16 protein-coding genes, 1 pseudogene and 3 riboswitches are annotated in these 17355 nt (G+C 64.4%); of the genes and pseudogenes, 7 read left to right on the top strand and 10 right to left on the bottom strand.

Features of this window, described 5'->3' with window-relative positions:
- Positions 1-12 precede the first annotated feature (12 nt).
- Positions 13-471 (bottom strand): ComEA family DNA-binding protein, encoded by a 459-nt coding sequence (locus B5G43_RS11045; protein WP_087261265.1) that lies wholly within the window; start codon positions 469-471, stop codon positions 13-15.
- Positions 472-624: 153 nt separating this feature from the next.
- Between B5G43_RS11045 and B5G43_RS11050 the strand changes: the two genes are divergently transcribed.
- The 3 genes from B5G43_RS11050 (at position 625) to B5G43_RS11060 (ending at position 4469) form a co-directional block, all read left to right on the top strand.
- Entirely contained in the window at positions 625-2025 is a 1401-nt protein-coding gene (locus B5G43_RS11050) for a D-alanyl-D-alanine carboxypeptidase family protein (protein ID WP_087261267.1), read from the top strand.
- Positions 2026-2103: 78 nt separating this feature from the next.
- The gene (locus B5G43_RS11055) at positions 2104-2700 is read left to right on the top strand and encodes a TetR/AcrR family transcriptional regulator (protein WP_087261271.1); all 597 of its coding nucleotides are present in this window, start codon (positions 2104-2106) and stop codon (positions 2698-2700) included.
- Positions 2701-2927: 227 nt separating this feature from the next.
- Entirely contained in the window at positions 2928-4469 is a 1542-nt protein-coding gene (locus B5G43_RS11060; RefSeq protein WP_087261274.1) for a sodium/proline symporter, read from the top strand.
- A 77-nt stretch (positions 4470-4546) separates the two neighbouring features.
- Here the strand turns inward: B5G43_RS11060 and B5G43_RS11065 are convergent, their stop codons facing one another.
- The 9 genes and pseudogenes from B5G43_RS11065 to B5G43_RS11100 all read right to left on the bottom strand — a co-directional run bounded on the left by B5G43_RS11065 (position 4547) and on the right by B5G43_RS11100 (position 12552).
- Positions 4547-5605, bottom strand: a complete 1059-nt coding sequence (locus B5G43_RS11065; protein ID WP_087261276.1) for an ATP-binding cassette domain-containing protein — start codon at positions 5603-5605, stop codon at positions 4547-4549.
- A complete protein-coding gene (gene modB, locus B5G43_RS11070) occupies positions 5602-6291 on the bottom strand; it encodes a molybdate ABC transporter permease subunit (RefSeq protein ID WP_087261280.1) in 690 nt (229 codons plus the stop codon). The genes B5G43_RS11065 and modB overlap by 4 nt, the downstream gene beginning before the upstream one ends.
- Before the next feature lie 41 nt (positions 6292-6332).
- Complete coding sequence (gene modA / locus B5G43_RS11075) at positions 6333-7202, bottom strand: molybdate ABC transporter substrate-binding protein (protein WP_087261282.1); 870 nt, start codon at positions 7200-7202, stop codon at positions 6333-6335.
- A riboswitch (molybdenum cofactor riboswitch) is annotated at positions 7195-7315 on the bottom strand. (Overlaps the previous gene by 8 nt.)
- 70 nt (positions 7316-7385) lie before the next feature.
- On the bottom strand, positions 7386-8303 hold the full coding sequence (locus B5G43_RS11080; protein ID WP_087261285.1) for an MOSC domain-containing protein: 918 nt from the start codon (positions 8301-8303) through the stop codon (positions 7386-7388).
- A gap of 42 nt (positions 8304-8345) precedes the next feature.
- Positions 8346-9323, bottom strand: a complete 978-nt coding sequence (gene moaA / locus B5G43_RS11085) for a GTP 3',8-cyclase MoaA (protein ID WP_087261288.1) — start codon at positions 9321-9323, stop codon at positions 8346-8348.
- Entirely contained in the window at positions 9320-9802 is a 483-nt protein-coding gene (gene mobB / locus B5G43_RS17815) for a molybdopterin-guanine dinucleotide biosynthesis protein B (RefSeq protein ID WP_275532319.1), read from the bottom strand. Before mobB ends, moaA begins: the two co-directional genes overlap by 4 nt.
- An 18-nt stretch (positions 9803-9820) precedes the next feature.
- Positions 9821-10297, bottom strand: a pseudogene (moaC, locus tag B5G43_RS17820) (cyclic pyranopterin monophosphate synthase MoaC); the annotation flags it as partial.
- Positions 10298-10317: 20 nt separating this feature from the next.
- On the bottom strand, positions 10318-11523 hold the full coding sequence (gene glp / locus B5G43_RS11095) for a gephyrin-like molybdotransferase Glp (protein ID WP_087261294.1): 1206 nt from the start codon (positions 11521-11523) through the stop codon (positions 10318-10320).
- A gap of 3 nt (positions 11524-11526) precedes the next feature.
- Positions 11527-12552: a molybdopterin-binding protein gene (locus B5G43_RS11100; RefSeq protein ID WP_087261297.1), complete on the bottom strand. Its 1026-nt coding sequence runs from the start codon at positions 12550-12552 to the stop codon at positions 11527-11529.
- A 90-nt stretch (positions 12553-12642) separates the two neighbouring features.
- Positions 12643-12762: riboswitch (molybdenum cofactor riboswitch) on the bottom strand.
- A gap of 126 nt (positions 12763-12888) precedes the next feature.
- Between B5G43_RS11100 and gluQRS the strand changes: the two genes are divergently transcribed.
- The 4 genes from gluQRS (at position 12889) to grdB (ending at position 17230) form a co-directional block, all read left to right on the top strand.
- Positions 12889-13842: a tRNA glutamyl-Q(34) synthetase GluQRS gene (gene gluQRS, locus B5G43_RS11105; RefSeq protein WP_087261298.1), complete on the top strand. Its 954-nt coding sequence runs from the start codon at positions 12889-12891 to the stop codon at positions 13840-13842.
- Positions 13843-13960: 118 nt separating this feature from the next.
- Positions 13961-14076, top strand: a riboswitch (glycine riboswitch).
- 156 nt (positions 14077-14232) lie between these two features.
- Positions 14233-14619 carry a GrdX family protein gene (locus tag B5G43_RS11110; RefSeq protein ID WP_087261300.1) on the top strand — a complete coding sequence of 129 codons (387 nt, stop codon included), beginning with the start codon at positions 14233-14235 and terminating at the stop codon, positions 14617-14619.
- Between the two features lie 6 nt (positions 14620-14625).
- Positions 14626-15906: a glycine/sarcosine/betaine reductase component B subunit gene (locus tag B5G43_RS11115; protein ID WP_087261303.1), complete on the top strand. Its 1281-nt coding sequence runs from the start codon at positions 14626-14628 to the stop codon at positions 15904-15906.
- 19 nt (positions 15907-15925) lie between these two features.
- Positions 15926-17230 carry a glycine reductase complex selenoprotein B gene (gene grdB, locus B5G43_RS11120; RefSeq protein ID WP_087261306.1) on the top strand — a complete coding sequence of 435 codons (1305 nt, stop codon included), beginning with the start codon at positions 15926-15928 and terminating at the stop codon, positions 17228-17230.
- Positions 17231-17355: the final 125 nt, after the last annotated feature.

The raw sequence follows: 17355 nt of genomic DNA on the forward strand, positions 1-17355 counted from the left end.
CCCTTCGCTGTGCTACTCTACGGTGACGTAGTCGATCAGTCCCTGCAAAATGCCCTCGCCGATGCCGTCCACCCGGGTCAGATCCTCCGGGATGCGGAAGGGGCCGTTGGCCTCCCGGTCCGCTACGATGGCCTGGGCCCGGGCGGGACCGATGCCGGGCAGGCGCTGCAATTCTTCGGCGGTGGCGGTGTTGAGATCAATTTTCTCGCCGGGCTGGACCTTGCCGCTGCTCTCCGCGTTTCCGCTTTCCGCATCCTCAGGCTCCGCGGTGGGCGAGGGCGAGGAGGTGGGAGCGGCAGAGGGCTCCGCCGTGGGCTGGGCCAGGGTCTTCTCCTCCTGCGTGAGGATGGCCTGGGTCTCCACCCGGATGGGCGGGGCGTCGCCCATGCCCCGGAGCATCCAACCGGCGGTGAATGCCACCGCCATGGCGGTCAGGAGGAGGGCCGCCCCCTCCAACCGGGAAATCTTCATCTTTTTCCCTCCCCATTCCGTTGCGCCCGGGGCGTTTCTTTGCTATAATGTGTCTACATAATCTGGCCGGGAGCGACTCTTTCCCCCACGATTTGCCGCGGAGGGACAGACGCCCCGATTCTGTTATTATAACACAGCAGTGAGGAGTTTCCTATGAAAAAAAACCGTTTCCTGTCCGCCCTACTCTTGTTCACGCTGCTCGCCGGGCTCCTGATGCCCACCGCCGCTCTGGCGGCGGAGGGGAGCGGCAGCGCCATTCTGGACTCCATCCAGGTCCAGGCCAAGGCCGCCATCCTGGTGGATGACGACTACGGCGAGATCCTCTACGAGCAGAACGCCCACGAGCAGAACTACCCCGCCTCCATCACCAAGGTCATGACCACCATGCTGGTCATCGAGGCCGTGGACCGGGGCGAGGCGGCCCTCACCGACATCGTCACGGTGGGCAACCAGGTGAACCTGGGCATCGGCGAAGGCGGCTCCGGCGTGGGCCTGAAGGAGGGGGAGCAGCTGAGTCTGGAGGACCTGCTGTACTGCGCCCTCACCGCCTCCGCCAACGAGGCCTGTAACGCCCTGGCCCAGTTCCTGTGCGGGGACGTGGCCACCTTTGTGGACCTGATGAACCAGCGGGCCGCCGAGCTGGGTATGGAGGACACCCATTTCGCCAACACCCATGGCTACCACGACCCCGATCACTACACCACCGCCTATGACATCTACCTCATGTGCCACGAGGCCATGAAGCACCCCACCTTCCGCACCATCGTCTCCTCGGTGGGCCACACCGTGCCCGCCACCAATATGAGCGAGGCCCGGGAGCTCCACGAGACCAACGCCCTGGTTTCCACCTGGCGCATCACCGGCTACTGGTACCGTTACGCCACCGGCATCAAGACCGGCTCCACCCCCGAGGCGGGCTACTGCCTGGCCTCCTCGGCCACCAAGAATGACCGGAACCTGATCGCCGTGGTCCTGGGCGCGGAGAACCCCAAGAACCCGGACGGTTCCACCAACCGCCTCCAGTTCGCTGAGAGTACACGCCTGCTGGAGATCGGCTTCAACGACTTCTCCCGCCAGACCATCCTGGACGAGACGGTGAGCGACTTCCCCGAGGTGGCCGTTACCCTCTCCAAGGGCGCCAACTACGTCACCGTGCAGCCCTCCGGCTCTCTGGAGGCCACCCTGCCCAACGACATCGACCCCGCCGCCTTTGAGCGGAAGGTGGAGCTGCCCGCCGAGGTGGAGGCCCCGGTAGAGCAGGGACAGAAGCTGGGCACCGTCACCATGAGCTACAACGGCAAGGAGTACGGCCAGCTGGATCTGGTGGCCACGGCCAGCGTGGAGCGGTCGGAGCTTCTGTACCGTGTGGACCGCATCCAGAAGTTCTTTGACCAGCTGTGGGTGAAGATCGTCCTCATCGTGCTGGCGGTCCTCATTGTGGTGCTGGTGCTGCGGGGGCTCCTGCTGGGCCGGGGCCGCAGCCGCTACGGCTCTTCCCGCCGGGGCGGGGGAAGCCGTCGGGGCCGGTATTCCGGCCGCCGTCGCCGCCGTTAAACCGACCACTATATGCCCCGGGCGGGCCGCGCCGCGGCTCTCCGGGGCCTTTTGCAGATCCACGGGAGGGAGAAGCATATGGCAAAGCAGAAGCGCAATACCCGCGGCCGCATCATCGAGGCGGCCTGGCAGCTCTTTTATCAGCAGGGCTACGACGACACCACCGTGGAGGAGATCATCGAGGCATCGGGCACCTCCCGGGGTTCCTTCTACCACTATTTTGAGGGAAAGGACGCGCTGCTCTCTACGGTGTCCTTCCTCTTCGACCAGAAGTACGAACAGCTCATGGAGACCATCGACCCGGACATGGACCGCTTCGAGCAGCTCATGTACCTCAACCGGGAGCTCTTCGCCATGATCGAGAACTCCATCTCCCTGGACCTGCTGGCCCGGCTCTACTCCTCCCAGCTCATCACCCGGGGGGACAAGCATCTGCTGGACCACAACCGCACCTATTATAAGCTCCTGCGGCAGATCGTCCTCCAGGGCCAGCAGCGGGGAGAGCTGCGCGGCGATGTGACCGTCAACGAGATGGTGCGGGTCTACGCCCTGTGCGAGCGGGCCCTCATCTACGACTGGTGCCTCTCCAGCGGAGACTACTCCCTGCGCCGGTACGGCGAGACCATGATGCCGATGTTTTTCCAGGGATTCCGGAGCACAGGAAAAACTTTGTAGAATCGTACAAAAGGCTTTTTTAAAAGAAGTACAGCCTGATAATCAAGTAATAGCAAGCGATAGTGGCGATTTTATTGGAACAGAGTACAGAATTTATTCTGTACTCTGTTCTCTATTTTGTTCCGCTCCGTATTGTGCTATAATGCCCATACTGCGTCCTCGGGGCCGGTTTCCCCAAAGTGTGTGTGTAGTATGGACGGCCCGCGCCGTCAGTAAGGAGAGGACCAATGACCAGTTCCCAGTTTTGCATCATGGCCACCATCATCGTCTACCTCTGCATGGTGATCTTCACCGGCGTGATGATCGGCCGCCGTTCCAAAAAGAGCTCCGAGGGCTTCTACCTGGGGGGCCGGGGGATGGGACCCCTGGTGACCGCCATGAGCGCCGAGGCCTCGGATATGAGCAGCTACCTCCTGATGGGTATCCCCGGCCTTGCCTACCTCAGCGGCGTGGCCGACGCCAGCTGGACCGCCATCGGCCTGGCCTTCGGCACCTATCTGAACTTCCTGCTGGTGGCCCGGCGGCTGCGCCGGTACAGCGTGCAGCTGGACGCCATCACCATCCCCAGCTTCATCTCCAAGCGCTACGGGGAGAAGAAGCCGGTGATCATGTGCATCTCTGCCCTCATCATCCTCATCTTCTTCGTGCCCTATGTAGCCTCGGGCCTGGCCGCCATCGGCAAGCTCTTCCACAGCCTCTTCGGCTGGGACTACATGGCCGCCGTGGTGGTGGGCGCCATCGTCATCATCAGCTATACCTCGGTGGGCGGCTTCTCCGCCGTGGCCACCATGGACCTCATTCAGTCGGTCATCATGACCATCGCCCTGACCATCATCGTGGTGTTCGGCGTGGTGCAGGCCGGCGGCATGGAGGTGGTGCTGGACCACGCCCGGTCCCTGCCCGGCTACCTCAGCTTCACCCAGACCTTCAACGTCTCCACGGGCAGCGCCGAGCCCTACGGCATCATCCGCATCGTGTCCATGATGGCCTGGGGCCTGGGCTACTTCGGCATGCCCCACATCCTGGTCCGCTTCATGGCCATCCGCAATGAGGAGGAGCTGAAAATCTCCCGCCGCATCGCCGCCGTGTGGGTGGTCATCTCCATGGCTGTGGCGGTGTTCATCGGCATCGTGGGCCACGCGGTGTCCTCGGTGGGCCGCATCCCCTTCCTGGAGGGCAGCGCCACCGAGACCGTCATCGTGCGCCTGGCCGACCTCCTGTCCAGCTACGGCATCTTCCCCGCCATCGTGGCCGGCTGCATCCTGGCCGGCATCCTGGCGGCCACCATGTCCACCGCCGACTCCCAGCTGCTGGCCGCCTCCTCCGCCTTCTCGGAGAACATCGTGCAGAACATCTTCGGCATCAAGCTCACCGCCAAGCAGAACATGCTGGTGGCCCGTCTCACCGTCATCGTCATCGCGGTCATCGCCATCTTCCTGGCCGCCGACCCGGAGAGCAACGTGTTCCAGATCGTCTCCTTTGCCTGGGCGGGCTTCGGCGCCACCTTCGGCCCCGCCATGCTGTGCGCCCTGTTCTGGAAGCGGAGCAACCGTCAGGGCATCATGGCCGGCCTGGTGGTGGGCGGCGTGATGATCTTCGTGTGGAAGTTCCTGGTCCGGCCCATGGGCGGCATCTGGGACATCTACGAGCTGCTGCCCGCCTTTCTCTGCGCCACCCTGGCCATTGTGGTGGTCTCCCTCCTCACCCCCGCGCCGGAGCGGGAAGTGGTGGAGGCCTTCGAGTCCTACAACCGTCCGGCCCAGAAGTAAAGCGCTCTTTCCACCGGGAATGCCCCGGTGGTGGAAAAAACCGCGCGTCTCCCAAAATGGAGACGCGCGGTTTTTCGTTACGAGGTCAGCAGGAGCAGGTCGTGGGGCTCCACCCGGAGCAGCAGCTCTCTGGGGGACCCCAGGGCTTCCCAGCGCTCCTTGTCCAGCTCCAGACGGAGGAGGGACTGGCCCTCGCTCCCGCCGGGAGTGGCGAGCATGACGATGTTGGAGAAGAGGTTGTCGATTACCCGCACCACCCGGCAGGGGATCACGTTCTCCCCCGGCTCCGCCACCGGGCGGAGGAAGTGGGCCCGGACGCCCACGTGGGTGAGGCCCTCCGGCAGAGGTCGGGCGCAGGTGAGGGTAACGCCCCAGTCCAGGGCCTCCACCCGCCCGTCAGGGGTTGGCTTGGCCAGGGAGAGGTTCTTGCAGCCCGAGAGCAGGCAGGCCGCCACGGTGGCCGGGGCGTCGAAGAGGGCCTGGACGCTGTGGGGCGGGTCGGAGCGGCCCTGGTCCAGGACGCACACATTCCGGCACAGGCGCACCACCTCGTCCCGGCTGTGGGTGACCAGCACCACCGGCTTCTGAAAGCGCTCCAGTACGTCCATCAGGTCCAGCTCCAGCTGCCAGCGCAGGTAGCTGTCCAGGGCGGAGAAGGGCTCGTCCAGCAGCAGCGCCTCCGGGTCCCCGGCCAGGATACGGGCCAGGGCCACCCGCTGCTGCTGCCCGCCGGAGAGCTGGGCCGGGCGGCGGCGCTCCAGCCCGGTGAGGTAGAAGCGCTCCACCAGCTCCTTGAGCCGCTGCTGTTTGACCGTCTTGTCTTTCTCACGGCACATGCCGGCCAGAATGTTCTGCTCCACCGTCAGGTTGGGGAAGAGGGCGTAGTTCTGGAAGAGAAAGCCCACCTTCCGCTGCTGGGGCGGCAGGTCGATGCGCTTTTTCGCGTCGAAGAGGGTGCGGCCATTAAGCTCGATGTGGCCTTTGTCCGGCTTTACGATGCCGGCGATGCACCGAAGGGTCATGGACTTGCCGCAGCCCGAGGCCCCCAGCAGGCCCATCACGCCCTGGTCGCTCTCAAAGGACACATTCAAGTGGAAGGAGCCGAAATCCTTCTGGATGTCCACCACAAGGCTCACGAAGCCACCCCCTTCCGGGCCGACCGGGCGGAGCGGTCCCGCCGCTCCATCATGTTCACGGTCAGCAGCACCACCGCCGAGATGGCCAGATTCACCAGCACCCACTTCATGGCGGTGGCGTCGTCGCCGGTGCGCCAGAGCTGGTAGACGGTGGTGGAGATGGTGGCGGTCTTGCCGGGGGTGTACCCGGCGATCATGGCGGTAGCGCCGTACTCGCCCAGAGCCCGGGCAAAGGCCAGCACCGTCCCCGCCAAAATGCCCTGGCGGCAGTAGGGCATCCGCACCCGCCAAAAAATCCAGGTGTTGGAGAGGCCCAGAGTCTGGGCGGCCTGGGCCAGGGTCTCGTCGAAGGACTCGAAGGCCCCCCGTGCGGTGCGGTACATGAGGGGGAAGGCCACCACCGCCGAGGCGAAGATGGCCGAGTACCACACCATGGTGAGCCGCACGTCAAAGGTGTTCAAAAACCACAGCCCCACCACCCGCTTGGGGCCCAGCAGCCGCAGCAGGAAGTAGCCCACCACCGTGGGGGGGAGGACCAGCGGGAGGGTGAGCACCACGTCCAGCACGCCCTTCAGGAGCCGGGGCAGCTTTGCCACATAGTAGGCGCACAGAATGCCCAGGAAGAAGATGAGGACGGTAGAGATGGCGGCGATGCGCAGGGAGTTATAGAGCGGGTACCAATCCAAGGGACCGCCCCCTTTCGGAAAGCAGTGGGGAGGGCGTCATATCAGCCCAGAACGGTGAAGCCCACGCCCTCCAGCACGGCCACGGCGTCGGCATCGGTGTGGAGGTAATCCAGGAAGGCCTGGGCGGCGTCCTTGGCCTCGGGGGTGCCGCTCTTCATGACGGCGGCGGGGTAGATGACCTGGTCGCACATGTCGGCGGTGGCCTGGTCCACCACGTTCAGCTCATAGGTGTAGGCGTCGGTGGCGTAGATGATGCCGCAGTCCACGGCGCCCTCCTTGACCTGGTTGGCCACCTCGGAGACGTTGGAGGCGTAGGTCACCTTGCCGTCCGCTTCCAGACCGGCGATGTCGATGCCCAGGGTGTCCAGGATCTGCAGGGAATAGGCGCCCACGGGCACGTCGTCATTGCCCAGGCACAGCAGGGAGAGCTTGTCGGTGGCGAGGTCCTGGAAGGACTGGATGTCCTTGGGATTGTCGTCGGGGACGGCCAGAACCACCTTGTTTTCCACCAGGTCGATGCGGGTGTCGGAGTAGACAAAGTCCAGCCCCTCATTGGTGCCGGTGGTGTCGGCGCTGTCCAGCTGGTTCATCTGCTTCTGGGCGGCGGAAATGAAGATATCACAGGGCGCGCCCTCCTCGATCTGGGTCTTGAGGGTGCCCGAAGAGTCGAAGGTAAAGGTGAGGGTCACATTGGGGGCAACCTCTTTGTAGAGGTCGGCGATCTCGGTGAGGGTGGCCTCCATGGAGGCCGCGGCAAAGACGATCACTTCCACGTTTTCGGTGTTCTCGGAAGGGACGGCCTGGGAGGGATCGGAAGATGGCTCCTGGGAGGGCTGCGTGGCGGTGCCGCCGCAGGCGGTGAGGCTTACGCCCAGAGCCAGAGCCAGGGCCAGAGACAGAAACTTTTTCATGTGGAAAACTCCTTTACAAAATCGGTAGGCCGGCCTGTTTCCGGACCGACCCGTTGGTCCGCCGCCGTGGCCCAAAGGGCTTTAGGCGGACGGACTCGAAGTTTTTGGGACGCGGGGGATGAAAGGCTCACCTCCTCCGAGCAAATTTCCCATAAACCGGTACAGCACCGGAGAGGGACCGATTTACCGGGCGCAGTTGCCGCCGGTGCCCTTTAAAATGTCCAGTCCGTGGCACAGGGGGGGCAGGATGTACTCCAGGCACTCCCGCACCGCCTTGGGGCTGCCGGGGAGGTTGACGATGAGGGTGCCCTTGCGGATGCCCGCCGCCGAGCGGGTGAGCATGGCCCGGGGGGTGATCTGGAGAGAGAGGGCCCGCATGGCCTCAGGGATGCCGGGCACTTCCCGGTCGATGACGTCCTTGGTGGCCTCGGGGGTCCAGTCCCGGGGAGAGAAGCCGGTGCCGCCGGTGGTGAGCACCAGGTCGGCCACGCCCTCGTCGGCGATGCGCCGCAGCTCCCCGGCCAGCTCCTCCCGCTCGTCGGGGAGGAGGGCGGTGTGGACCACGGGGTAGCCGGCATCCTTCAAAATCGCGCAGATGGTGGGGCCGCTCAGGTCAGCACGCTTGCCCGCCGCGCCGGAGTCGCTCACCGTGATGACGGCGGCCCGGAAGGGAAGCTCCATCCGGAACTCGTCCCCGGGGCGGATGTCGCCGCCGTGGAGAACTTTGGTGAACACGCCCTGCTTGGGCATGATGCACTCGCCCATCTTTTTGAAAATCTCGCAGCCGTTGTGGCACTCCTTGCCGATCTGGGTCAGCTCCAGCACCACGTCGTTGCAGTAGAACTTGGTGCCGATGGGGAGGGTGGCAAAGTCGATGCCGTCCACGATGATGTTTTCGCCAAAGGCACCGTCGGTGACCTCCGCACCCCGGGCCCGGAAGGCCTCGATCTTGTCGTGGGAGAGGAGGGAGACCTGCCGGTGCCACTTGCCCGCGTGGGCGTCGTTCTGGATGCCCCAGTCCTCCACCACATGGGCCACATCCACCGGATGCTTCTGGGTCCCCTTCTTTTCGCTGATACAGACAGCGATTACCTTGCTCATGGATAACACCTCGTAATCAAAAAATAAGAGGGAAATTTCGGTTTATCCCCCAATCTGGTTCATGTTGCGGCGCTCGTCCTCCCGCTGCCCAGCGGCGTCACAGAAGTGGTGGCGCAGGGGCTTTTGCAGGATGGCGGCGGCGATGGCCTGGTCGATGGCCTCGTCCCCGGCGCCGCTCCGCAGCAGAGCGCGCAGGTCCACCCCCGTCTCATATTGGAGGCAGGTTTTCAGAAAGCCGGTGGCGGTGAGGCGCACCCGGTTGCACTGGTGGCAGAACTGGTGGGTCATGGCGCTGATGAAGCCGATCTTTCCCACAAACCCGGGGACGGTAAAGTAGTGCCCCGGTCCGGCCCCCAGGGAGTCATCGCAGGGGGCCATGGGTCCGAAAGCTTCTTCCAGCTTGGCGCGGACCTGCTCCTCGGTGCGGCCGGGGAGGTCGCCGCCCAGTCCGATGGGCATGAGCTCGATGTACCGCACCGCCAGGTCGTGGTCCCGGGCCAGGGCGGCCAGGGGGACCAGCTGCTCGTCGTTGTCTCCCATGGGGACGCAGTTGAGCTTGACCCGCAGGCCGGGCGCATCCAGAGCGGCGTAGAGACCCTCCAGGGCTTGGGGCAGCTTGTCCCGCCGGGTGATGGCGGCGTACTGCGCCCGGTCCAGGGTGTCCAGGCTCACGTTCACCGCCGTCAGCCCCGCCGCCAGCAGGTCGGGGAGCTGGTCGGCCAGCGCGATGCCGTTGGTGGTCATGGCGATGCTCTCGATGCCGTCGATGGCCTTGATGCCCGCCACCAGCTGGGCCAGTCCCTTCCGGGCCAGAGGCTCGCCGCCGGTGAGGCGGACCTTGCGGATGCCCCGGCGGGCGAAGAGGGTACACAGCCGGATGATCTCCTCGTAGGAGAGCATATCGTCGTGGGGCATCCACTCCACTCCCTCCGGGGGCATACAGTAGACACAGCGCAGGTTGCACCGGTCGGTGACTGAGATGCGCAGATAGTCGATGCTGCGGCCTTGTCCGTCGATCACAGCCGTCCCTCCCGTCCCAAGTAGTCCAGCACGACCTGGGCGGCCCGCTCCCCGTCAAAGGGGATGGAGGGGACCCCCTCCACGGTCAGGTCCAGGTCGGTGACCAGGGCCAGCAGGGTGGACGCTTCGCACACCGAGGCGTCCGAGTTGCCCTTGCGCACCAGCTCCAGCTTGGGCCAGGCGGAGTGCTTGAAGCCCTCCAGCAGCACCAGATCGGCGTCGGGGAAATGGGCGATGAGGTCCTGCTCGTCCACCTGACCCCGGCGGACCACCTTATATTTCTCACTGTCGAAGATGGCGGTGCCCCAGGCCCCGGCCTCCATGTGGCGGCCGGTGTCGGTGCCAATGGGGTCGGAGAGGAAGGTGTGCCCGTCGTGCTTGACGGTGGCCACCTTCAGCCCGGCGGCGGTGAGGTGGGGGAGCATGGCGGCGATGAGGGTGGTCTTGCCGGAGTTCTTCACGCCGCTCACCGCCACCACGGCGGGGCCGGGACGGCCGTCGTTGCGGAAGGTGCCGGACTTGCCGCCTTCCTTATAAATAAGGTGGATGTCGGAGATCTCCATCCGCTTGTCCACCGCTTTGCACATGTCGTAGATGGTGAGGAGGGCCACCGATACGCCGGTGAGGGCCTCCATCTCCACGCCGGTCTTGGCGTCCAGCTTGGCGGTACACTCGGCCAGCACGGCGCACTCCTCGGGGAGGATGGTGAAGTCCACCGAGCAGTGGGCCAGGGCCAGCGGGTGGCACAGGGGAATGAGTTCCGAGGTGCGCTTGGTGGCCATAATGCCGGCCACCCGGGCCACGCCCAGCACATCGCCCTTGGCGGCGGTGTGGCCGGTGATGGCGTCCAGCACCGCCGGGGAGACCTTGATCTTCCCCTGGGCCACCGCCAGGCGGTGGGTGGGGGCTTTGGCGGAGACATCCACCATGATGGCGTTGCCTTCGTCGTCGAAGTGATTGAATTTCGGTTCCATGGGAAAAACCTCCTGAGCGATCAGAGAAGCAGAATTTGGACGGTTTGGCCCGGCTCCACCGGGGGAGAGCCGGCGGGGATATCGACCAGACAGTTGCAGCCCACCAGGGAGGAGAGGAGCCCCGAGGAGTTCTTACCAGTCAGGGCCACTTTGCCCCGGCGGTACACCCCCCGCAGGAAGCGGCGGCCGGGGCTCTTCTTGGGGAAGCCGTCCTCCGTCACGGCGGAGAGGGGGAGGAGGGCAAAGTGTTCCTCCCCGGTGAGGGCGGCGAGGAGCGGCCGGGCCAGCAGCTCAAAGGTGGCGGCGGCGGCGAAGGGGTTCCCGGAGAGGGAGAGGATGGGCTTCCCGTTCTTCAGGGAGTACATGGCGGGGGTACCGGGCTTCAGATTTACCTTCCAGAACACCCGCTCCACCCCCAGGAGGGGGAGGGCCTGGTGGAAGATATCCTTGTCCCCGGCGGACACACCGCCGGTGGTGAGCACCAGATCGCACTCCTCCAGCAGAGCGGCGATGGTGTCCGCCACCGCCTGGGGCTCGTCGGGGGAGAGGACGCAGCGGAGCTGGGAGATCCCCAGCTCCTTCAGCCGGGCGGCGATCAGGTCCTGATTGGAGCCGTAGATCTTCCCGGCGGGGAGGGGGTGGGTCTCGGGGGGGACCACCTCGTCCCCGGTGGAGAGGACCCCCACCACCGGGCGGCGGCACACGGAGACCTCCCCGATGCCCGCGCTGGCCAGCACGCCGATGGCGGCGGCATCCAGGCGCGTTCCGGCGGAGAGGAGGACCGTCCCCTCCTTATAATCTTCACCTCGGTCGCAGTAGTTGGCGTGGGGGGCGAGGGATTCATAGATGGACACCTGCTCCATTCCGTTGTCGGTGCGCTCGTGCTGGAGCACGCAGTCGCACCCCTCGGGCAGCATGGCCCCGGTCATGATGCGCATGGCCTCCCCCGCCGCCAGGGGGCGGGAGGGCACCATCCCGGCGTACACCGTCTCCACCACCGGCAGCACCACCGGGTGCTCCCGGCTGGCCCCCGCCAGGTCGGCCGAGCGCAGGGCGTAGCCGTCCAGGGGGGAGCGGTCAAAGGGGGGCTGATCCATGGGGGCGCGGACGTCCCGGGCCAGGGTGCGGCCTAAGGCGTCCATCCGGGGCAAGGTCTCCTCCCCCAGTAGGGAGAGGGAGGAAGTGATGAGGTCCACCGCCTCCTCCAGCTCGATGCGGGTGCGCATACGTCATTCCTCCTTGCCGAAGGGGCAGATGGGGTAGTGGCACTGCTCACAACCCAGGCACAGGCCACCATGGCCCAGCCGGGCCAGGTCCGCCTTGGTCACCGGCACGTTGCACAGCACCCGGGGGAGAATGAGGTCGAAGATGGTGGCCTTGGCGTACATGACGCAGCCGGGGAGGCCCATCACCGGCGTGCCGTCGGGGAAGTGGCCCAGCAGGAACATGGCCCCGGGCAGGACGGGAGCGCCGTAGCTGATGACCTCCACGCCGGCGGCCTTGATGGCGCCGGGGGTCTGGTCGTCGGGGTCCACGCTCATGCCGCCGGTGCAGAGGATCAGGTCCACGCCGCTCTCGTGGGCGGCCTGGATGGCGGAGATGATCTGCTCCCGGTCGTCGGGGACCTTCACCTGGGAGCGGACCTCCACCCCCAGCGCCTCCAGCTTGGCACAGATGACGGGGGTGAACTTGTCCTGGATGCGGCCGTAAAAGACCTCGCTGCCGGTGGTGACGATGGCGGCAGTCTTGCGCACGAAGGGGAGAAGCTCCAGGAGCGGCTTGTCGCCTGCGGCCTGCTCGGCGGCCCGGACCTTCTCCTCGGCCACCACCAGGGGAATCACCCGCATCCCGGCCAGCTTGTCCCCGGGGTGGACCACCGAGTTGGTGTGGCGGGTGGCGATCATGATCTCGTCCAGGCTGTTGACGGCGAAGAGCCGCTCCACATCCACCCGGAAGAGACCGTGGATGGCGGCCTTCAGCTCGATCTTGCCCTCCTTCACGGCGGTGGCGGTCATGTGCTCGTTCTCCGCCAGGGCACGCAGGCGCTGGGCGGCCTCGTCCTCGTGGAGCATGCCCTCGGTTTTCTCCCACACATAGAGGTGGTCCTTGCCCATGGAGAGGAGAACAGGGATGTCCTCCTCGGTGACGATGTGGCCCTTGCGGAAGCGGGCATCCTTGGTGACGCCGGGGATGATCTGGGTCAGGTCGTGGCAGAGCACATGTCCCACGGCCTGGGTGGTATCGATGAGCTTCATAAGGTCCTCCTTCTGCTCTGCGCTCCACGCAAAAAAAGCGCCGCCCATGTCAGGCGGCGCTCCCGAGTACGGAAAAAGCGGGGACAGAAGGTCCCCGGGGAAGCGACTCCTTTTCAAGGCAGGAAGGCGGGGCGGTTTCCCATCCCACCCGGCGGCGCGGTGCCATAGGCCGGAGCCCTTAGGCATCTTTGCTCGGAGTGCGGTACGATGCAGTTTGAATTTGGTACTATTATACGATAATCCGACGGAAGTTGCAAGGCGGGAAAAAAGAAAGCGGGGTAACGAAAATTATGATATACTAGACAGACAACTGCGAGAAGAAAGGAGCGGGAGCGGATGGAGCGGACACTCCGGGGGCGCTTTGCCCCCAGTCCCAGCGGGCGGATGCACCTGGGGAATCTGTTTACGGCACTGCTGGCCTGGCTGTCGGTGCGCGCGGCGGGGGGGACCATGGTGCTGCGGATGGAGGACCTGGACCCGGACCGCTGTCGGGAGGAGTACGCCCAGGTGCTGGCCGACGATTTAAGGTGGCTGGGACTGGACTGGGACGAGGGGTATCAGAAGGGGGGACCCCACGGCCCCTACCGCCAGAGTGAGCGGACGGCGTATTACGCGTCCTGCTTCCGCCGCCTGGAGGAGCAGGGGCTGGTCTATCCCTGCTACTGCACCCGGGCCGAGCGGCTGGCCGCCTCCGCGCCCCACCGGGGGGACGGGCAGGCGGTATACAGCGGGCGGTGCCGCACCCTCTCTCCGGCGGAGCGGGAGGAGCTGGCGCGCACCCGCCGCCCGGCCTGGCGGGTTCAGGTATCGGAGGAACCAATGTCTTTTATAGACGGACACCTGGGGCCTTATAGCGAACGGCTGGACACCGACTGCGGGGACTTTATCGTCCGCCGTTCCGACGGGGTCTATGCCTATCAGCTGGCTGTGGTGGCCGACGACGGGGATATGGAGATCACCCAGGTGGTGCGGGGTGCGGATCTCCTCTCCTCCACCCCCCGGCAGCTGTGGCTCTACCGGCTTCTGGGGCTGCCCGCGCCGGAATTCTACCATGTGCCCCTGCTGGTGGCGGGGGACGGAAGAAGGCTCTCCAAGCGGGACGGAGACCTGGATCTGGGGGCCCTGCGGGAGCGCTACACCCCCTGGGAGCTGACCGGAAAACTGGCGGCCATGGCGGGGCTTCTGGACCGGCCGGAACCGGTCTCTCCGGCGGAGCTGGCGGGCGAATTCGACTGGCGGAAGGTCCCGAACCACGATTTGGACGTATGTAATTTTTTTCACACCATTTAAACCAAATAGTATAGAAAAATGAGGTAAAATTAAATAATCGTGGCTTAAAAATTTTAGGGGCTTGTATTCAAAAAGCCGATATGCTATAATACAACCATCGAAAAAACAAATATACTGGATGAAAGCTGCGGGAGAGATTCGGGCGTGAAAACGTGCCGGACACCGAAGGTATAAAGGCTTCATGATTGCCGAGTGGAGCTGGAATTTCTCAGGTAACCGTACCGTAGCCGGACAGAGCTCTGAAAAGTCCATGCGCAAGCATGGCACCGAAGGTGCAACCCCCTGCACGGGGGGAAACTCTCAGGTTCATTACAGAGTACGGGGCAGATACATTTCGCATGATGTATAGTGACCCGTACTCTGTTTTTGTCTGCAAAGGAGCGAACCGACGTGCTTTTGGTGACGAACAACGAAAAGGTCCGCGCGGCCTATGAGTCCCGGTGTCCCCTCCAGTTCGTGGACGGTGGACATGTCGAGGTACTGAAGACAGTGCGCGACCTGGTCCACAAGGGGCACAAGCTGCTGACTCACCCTCTCGCTGGCAGCGTCAAGCCCAATGAGACCCCCTTCCGCTCGGTGGCCCTCACCGAGGAGACCGGGATGGTGGACATGGATTCGCTGGAACTCATCGAAGGAGCGCTGGGGATGCTTGAGCAGTTCAAGCCCCGCTTCCAGCGCGGCGAGGACGCTCCTCCCAAAATGCGGGAGGACTTTGCGGAGATCGATTATCGGCTCATTGACGGGGCGATTGCCCCGCAAATAAAACAAGGAGAGTGAGAACTTATGCGGCTGGAACTTGGCGAAATTCACATCAGCGACATTAAGCTCGGCGACTGCTCCAAGGTGGAGAACGGCACCCTCTACGTGAACGTGGAGGAGCTGCGCGCTCTGCTCCTGGAGGACGAGGACCTGGCCTCGGTCAACTTTGAGGTGGTTCATCCCGGTGAGTCCGTGCGCATCATCCCCGTTAAGGACGTCATCGAGCCCCGCGTCAAGGTGGAGGGCCCTGGCGGCGTGTTCCCCGGCATGATCTCCAAGGTCACCACCGTGGGCAGCGGCAAGACCCACGTCCTGAAGGGCTGCGCCGTGGTCACCACCGGTAAGGTGGTGGGCTTCCAGGAGGGCATCATCGACATGACCGGCCCCGGCGCCGAGTACACCCCCTTCTCCAAGCTGAACAACCTGGTCATGATCTGCGAGCCCAAGGAGGGCATCAAGCAGCATCAGCACGAGCACGCCATCCGGATGGCCGGCCTGAAGGCTGCCACCTACCTGGGCGAGCTGGCCCGCAACCTGACTCCTGACGAGACCAAGGTCTATGAGACCGACGGCGTCATGAGCGGCAAGGAGAAGTACCCCAACCTGCCCCGCGTGGGCTATGTCCTGATGCTCCAGAGCCAGGGCCTGCTCCACGACACCTATGTCTACGGCGTTGATATGAAGCGCTCCATGCCCACCATCATCAACCCCACCGAGACCATGGACGGCGCCATCCTGAGCGGCAACTGCGTGTCCGCCTGCGATAAGAACACCACTTATCATCACCTGAACAACCCCGTCATCCACGACCTGCTGGAGCAGCACGGCAAGACCCTGAACTTCGTCGGTGTCATCATCACCAACGAGAACGTGTATCTGGCCGACAAGGAGCGCTCCTCCGACTGGTCCACCAAGCTGGCCAAGTTCCTGGAGCTGGACGGCGCCCTGGTGAGCCAGGAGGGCTTCGGTAACCCCGACACCGACCTGATCATGAACTGCAAGAAGCTGGAGGCCGCTGGCATCAAGACCGTCATCATCACCGACGAGTACGCCGGTCAGGACGGCGCTTCCCAGTCCCTGGCTGACGCCGATCCCTCCGCCGACGCGGTGGTCACCGGCGGCAACGCCAACATGGTCATCCACCTGCCCAAGATGGACAAGGTGATCGGCCACATCGAGGCTGCTGACATCATCGCCGGCGGTCACGACGGCTCTCTGAACGCTGACGGCAGCATCGATGCCGAGCTGCAGGTCATCACCGGCGCTACCAATGAGATGGGCTTCAACAAGCTCAGCGCCCGCTAAGTAAAGGAGGGGAACGGTAATGAGTCTGAGAGTTGTTCATTATATCAACCAGTTCTTCGCCCAGATCGGCGGCGAGGAGAAGGCCGACTACGCCCCCGAGTATCGGGAGGGCGCTGTGGGCCCCGGCCTGGCCCTGAACGCCGCGTTCAAGGGTGAGGCTGAGATCGTGGGCACCGTGATCTGCGGTGACTCCTACTTCAACGAGAACCTGGATGTGGCCAAGAAGACCGTGCTGGACATGATCTCCGCTGCCAAGCCCGACGTGGTCATCTGCGGTCCTGCCTTCAACGCCGGCCGTTACGGCGTGGCCTGCGGCACCGTGGCTGCTGCCGTGAAGGACGAGCTGAAGCTGCCCGTCGTCACCGGTATGTACGAGGAGAACCCCGGCGCCGACATGTTCAAGACCAAGGTCTACATCGTCGCCACCAAGAACAGCGCCGCCGGCATGCGTGACGCTGCCCCCAAGATGGCTTCCCTGGCCCTGAAGCTGGCCAAGGGCGAGAAGATCGGCGCTTCCGCTGAGGAGGGCTACATGCCCAACGGCCTGCGCGTCAACTTCTTCGAGGCTGAGCGCGGCTCCACCCGTGCCGTGAAGATGCTGCTGAACAAGCTGGCCGGCAAGCCCTACACCACCGAGTTCCCCATGCCTTCCTTCGACCGCGTGGCTCCCGGTGCTGCTATCACTGATCTGGCTCACACCACCATCGCTCTGGTGACCTCCGGCGGTATCGTGCCCAAGGGCAACCCCGATCACATCGAGTCCTCCTCCGCCTCCAAGTTCGGCCGCTACAACATCAGCGAGTTCGAGGATCTGACCGCTGCTGACCATGAGACCGCCCACGGCGGCTACGATCCGGTCTACGCCAACGAGGATCCCGACCGCGTCCTGCCTGTGGACGTGCTGCGTAAGATGGAGAAGGAAGGCAAGATCGGCGGTATCTACCCCTACTTCTTCACCACCGTCGGTAACGGCACCGCTGTTGCCAGCGCCAAGAAGTTCGGCGAGGCCATCGGTAAGGAGCTGCGGGATGCCGGCATCAAGGCCGCTATCCTGACCTCTACGTGAGGCACCTGCACTCGTTGCGGTGCAACGATGGTTAAAGAGATCGAGCGCGCCGGTGTCACTGTGGTTCACATGTGCACCGTCACCCCCATTTCCATGACCGTGGGCGCCAACCGTATCGTGCCCACCATCGCGATCCCCCATCCTCTGGGCAACCCCGCCCTCACTCACGAGGAGGAGTTCGAGCTGCGCTACAAGCTGGTCGAGAAGGCCCTGAGCGCCTTCCAGACTCCCGTCGAGGATCAGACCATCTTCGACTAAGCAATCGGTATTTCCCCGCCCGGCACGTCCGGGCGGGGGCCCCGAGTGTAAAAAATCCCCCCTGCATCCCAAGGATGCAGGGGGGATTTTCGTTTTTCTGGAAATGAAGGCGTTGGGGAAAAAGA

Origin of the sequence: Flavonifractor sp. An92 (assembly GCF_002159175.1) — a bacterium.
GTDB lineage: Bacteria > Bacillota > Clostridia > Oscillospirales > Oscillospiraceae > Pseudoflavonifractor_A.

What these genes read in the sequence shown, in the direction of transcription:
- B5G43_RS11080 (WP_087261285.1), bottom strand. Translation starts at nt 8,303, where the DNA reads ATGAGCAAGGTAATCGCTGTCTGTATCAGCGAAAAGAAGGGGACCCAG.
- B5G43_RS11050 (WP_087261267.1), top strand. Translation starts at nt 625, where the DNA reads ATGAAAAAAAACCGTTTCCTGTCCGCCCTACTCTTGTTCACGCTGCTC.
- glp (WP_087261294.1), bottom strand. Translation starts at nt 11,523, where the DNA reads ATGCGCACCCGCATCGAGCTGGAGGAGGCGGTGGACCTCATCACTTCC.
- B5G43_RS11055 (WP_087261271.1), top strand. Translation starts at nt 2,104, where the DNA reads ATGGCAAAGCAGAAGCGCAATACCCGCGGCCGCATCATCGAGGCGGCC.
- B5G43_RS11045 (WP_087261265.1), bottom strand. Translation starts at nt 471, where the DNA reads ATGAAGATTTCCCGGTTGGAGGGGGCGGCCCTCCTCCTGACCGCCATG.
- B5G43_RS11060 (WP_087261274.1), top strand. Translation starts at nt 2,928, where the DNA reads ATGACCAGTTCCCAGTTTTGCATCATGGCCACCATCATCGTCTACCTC.
- modA (WP_087261282.1), bottom strand. Translation starts at nt 7,202, where the DNA reads ATGAAAAAGTTTCTGTCTCTGGCCCTGGCTCTGGCTCTGGGCGTAAGC.
- B5G43_RS11100 (WP_087261297.1), bottom strand. Translation starts at nt 12,552, where the DNA reads ATGAAGCTCATCGATACCACCCAGGCCGTGGGACATGTGCTCTGCCAC.
- gluQRS (WP_087261298.1), top strand. Translation starts at nt 12,889, where the DNA reads ATGGAGCGGACACTCCGGGGGCGCTTTGCCCCCAGTCCCAGCGGGCGG.
- B5G43_RS11115 (WP_087261303.1), top strand. Translation starts at nt 14,626, where the DNA reads ATGCGGCTGGAACTTGGCGAAATTCACATCAGCGACATTAAGCTCGGC.